This is a genomic window from Terriglobales bacterium (genome assembly GCA_035487355.1).
GTDB lineage: Bacteria > Acidobacteriota > Terriglobia > Terriglobales > Acidobacteriaceae > QIAW01.
The window spans coordinates 1-3,565 of the sequence record DATHMF010000069.1 but is presented as its reverse complement, the minus strand read 5'-3'; the positions used below and the strand labels follow the sequence as shown (position 1 = coordinate 3,565).

General features: G+C 55.1%; 3 protein-coding genes. All 3 read right to left on the bottom strand.

Annotated features, from left to right (window positions below; genetic code table 11):
• Positions 1–21: 21 nt before the first annotated feature.
• Positions 22–555 (bottom strand): universal stress protein, encoded by a 534-nt coding sequence (locus tag VK738_12860; protein HTD23541.1) that lies wholly within the window; start codon positions 553–555, stop codon positions 22–24.
• Positions 556–667: 112 nt separating this feature from the next.
• Positions 668–1,987, bottom strand: coding sequence for a ClcB-like voltage-gated chloride channel protein (locus VK738_12855; protein HTD23540.1), 1,320 nt, complete (start codon positions 1,985–1,987; stop codon positions 668–670).
• Between the two features lie 428 nt (positions 1,988–2,415).
• Positions 2,416–3,381, bottom strand: a complete 966-nt coding sequence (locus tag VK738_12850; GenBank protein HTD23539.1) for a PAS domain S-box protein — start codon at positions 3,379–3,381, stop codon at positions 2,416–2,418.
• Positions 3,382–3,565 lie beyond the last annotated feature (184 nt).

Genomic DNA, 3,565 nt, shown 5'->3' with positions numbered 1-3,565 from the left:
GTGTATCCATGTCCCAGCGCCTTACGCGGAGGCGGGGTGGATTTTTTCGGTGGGCCGCGTTCTCACTACAAGAACTGGACAGACTGAGTGCGAGATCACGCGTTCAGCTGTGCTGCCTAAAAGCAAATGAGCTATACCGGTTCGCCCGTGTGTCGGCATGACGATAAGGTCGACCTCGCGTTCGTTCGCATACCTGACAATCTCTTCAAAAGGAACGCCCACCAGAAGAATTGGGAGCACTGCCACTTCTTTGTCCTCTGAACGGAGGACGAGTTCTTCCAGCTTGTTTGCCGCCCGGGTTTTGGCAGCCTCCAACACTTCGCTCGCGGTACCTGACTCCACTTGATCCCGGTCAGACAACAAAGCCAAGTATTCTTGGAGATGGAAGACGTGGAGGACAAAGATGTTCGCCTTAAAAGGCTTGCCCAAGCGGACTGCGTACTTGAGCGCATGCTCAGCACTGTCAGAGAAATCTGTTGGCACCAAGATTCGCTTTAGCCGCAACTCATTGGGTGAGTCTGTGGAGGAATGCTCCTGTTTCTCAGTAGTGCTCACTGGGCTTTTCTTTTAGTTCAACCGGCGATCACACTCGCGGATTTCCTGGTATTGACTAACCAGAATACAATAAGAGGAGCCGCCTTGGTAGGAAAAGCGATAGGATCGACGCTCAACCGGATGGCCGGCCGGGCGTAACATAAAATTCTTCCTCGATGGCGGTCCCGCGATGCAGAGCTTCGTGATAGATCGATTTGCGCCGGATCGCGCGGGAGACGTGGTAGGCAGTGAGGCAGGCCAGCATGAGCGCCGGTACCAACTGATATTCCAGGGTCATTTCGAAGATGATTAAGAATGACATCAGGGGCGCATGCGTAGTAGCGGCTAGAAATGTGCCCATGCCGACCACCGCATAGACGGTGGGAAGGGACGAGCCCGGCCAAAGCGAATGAAACGCATCGCCCGCCAAGAGACCGAGCATAGCGCCGACGAAAATCGTGGGGGTAAATACACCGCCAACCGCGCCAGAACCTGAAGTCGCAGCAGTGGCGAAGAGCTTAGCGATTAATACCGACACCACCAGCAATACCGGCCACGGTGAATGTAGCACCCCATTGACCACACTGTAACCGTTGCCCCAAACCTCGGGGCGCCAGACTGAGATTACGCCCACTACCAGCCCGCCCAACGCCAGTCTTAACGGAAGGCTCAAAGGCAACCGATTAAACAGCCGCCGGGTTGCATCCAACAACTCCATAAACACCGGGGCCAGCGCACCAAGCAACGCTCCTAACACCAGGAATAAAGGCAATTCCCAGAGCGAAGTCACATGCAGTGGGGGAATCTGGTAAACCGGCTCATAACCGAGCACTTGATGAACGGTGACATTGGCGGCGACCGAAGCCACCATGAGCGGACCCAGCTGGCGTATGAGTAACGTGCCGTAAACCACCTCGGCGATAAAAATTGCTCCCGAGATGGCGGCGTCGTAAGCGGAAGCAAAGCCCGCGGCAGCACCGCAGGCCAATAGTAACCTTAGTTGATCGCCCTGCAATCGACTCAATTGGCCGACCCAGGAACCGGTCGCTGCCGCCAGTTGCACCATCGCACCTTCACGGCCGATCGAGCCGCCGGAGCCAATAGTACAGAGTGAGGAGGCGCTGCGCAGGAGGGTTCCGCGCACGTCTTGCCGGCCATCCCCAATCGCGATTGCTTCAAGGTAATCGGACTGCTTCTTCCCTTTGGCAACGCGGCGCGCTACCAGAAGAATCACACCTGCTACCAGGCCGCCCAATGCCGGGGTGATTGCGCGCCGCCACGGCGCCAGGATCTCGGACGCGGCTACCAGGCTGCCAGGATGGCCAGTGGCAATTCTTTCGGTGAATGCCATCCCCTCATGGAAAGCGACCGTAGCCAGTCCACCAACCACGCCGATCAATGCCGCCAATAACAAGAGCCAACGGTCATGACCGTGATAGCCCGCAGGCAGCATAGGCGGTTGGCCTCCTTCTGAAATTCCATGCACTTGATCCGGCGGTTCTTTCATCGCTGGAGTGTCGATACACCAGTTAACCTATTTCGAGCCCGGTCCTTCAATGCTTTACTACGATGATGGCGGTTCTTTAGTGCCTTCGTGCTTATTCAGTTGTCCAGAAAGCGAATGCTGGTTCGTCGAATCATTGAAAAAGACAATCATCATGAAAACGAAGTTTACAAAAGCGCTTCCGAAAATCGTGTCAGCCGCCGAGTGGGAAATCGCTCGGGACCGTCTACTTGCAAAAGAAAAAGCGCATACTCGGGCTGGTGATGCGCTGGCGGCAGAACGGCGCCGCTTACCCATGGTCGAGATCAGCAAGGCGTATCAATTTGATAGCACTAACGGCAAAGCGACTACGAAAATGCAACTACCAATCCGTTTGTTCAGCAGTTCTCCGTGTATTGCGCAAGCTGTTCTGCCATCCGCTCCCGCTCGATAAATTTGGCTATCTGTGTGCCCAGTGCAGTAAGCATCGAGAGTAAATCATCATCCGGGGCATGGATCCCACGGCTGAAGAACTCCATCACACCCGTCACTTCGCCGCCCAGAATAATTGGGAACGCAAATGCGCCATGGAGCCCTCCTTCCGCCGCTTCTGCAGCGCGCGGGAAATTGTCATCTACGACTACATCGGGAACCCAAAATGCTTTGCGGCTGGACCACACGCGCCCGGGAAGTCCCATGCCGGGCGCAAAAGCAGCCCGTTGCGTGGCATCAATAAAAGCGTGGACGTTTACCCCGGGTGCGTACCAAACGTCTGCGCACCGCAGCACGTTTACGTCCGCATCCACATACCACAGCTCGCCAACATCCCAGCTCATCGTTTCGCAGATCGACTGAACGACCTTGCTGGAAGCCTCACCAAGATGCCGCACTTCCGCTAGAGTGCGCGTTACCGCGTATTGGAGAGCCAAGCGAGCGTTAGCTTGGTCGCGCTCTTCCTCGGCCAACTTGCGCTGCGTTATGTCCTGTACCATGCCTTCGTAATAAAGTACTTCGCCGCTGGCTTCATCTCGCACCAGGCGCGCGCTTTCCAGAATCCAGATGACGCTTTTATCGCGCCGATAAATTTGTGACTCAAAATCGATCACCTTCCCATGTTCACGTACCAGTTTGAGAAATTCAGCGCGGCGACCAGGTTTGACATAGAGTTGACGGCTGATGTCCGTTAGTGCCCCGATCAACTCCTCGGGCGAGTTGTAACCATACATGCGAGCAAGTGCCGGGTTGGCGGCGAGATATTGCCCCTCCGGCGTTGTCTGAAAAATCCCAATAACACAGTGCTCGAAGATGCTACGATATTTCTGCTCGGCTTGACGGACAGCTTCGAGCGCCAATTCTGATCCCATAATTTCCCCTTCCACAACTTTTTCTGATTTGCATCGCCGGCCAATCCATTTGTAAACAGATACAGCTCCAACCGTACTGACAAGAGCCGTTAATAAGCAATTTTTAGGCCTAGCGTCGCTCCCCGTTTTCAGCCTCCGACCTCCCTGGGCAACAGGCATACGTAGACGATCTTATCTGCGTTTT

What these genes read in the sequence shown, in the direction of transcription:
- VK738_12850 (HTD23539.1), bottom strand. Translation starts at nt 3,381, where the DNA reads ATGGGATCAGAATTGGCGCTCGAAGCTGTCCGTCAAGCCGAGCAGAAA.
- VK738_12855 (HTD23540.1), bottom strand. Translation starts at nt 1,987, where the DNA reads ATGCTGCCTGCGGGCTATCACGGTCATGACCGTTGGCTCTTGTTATTG.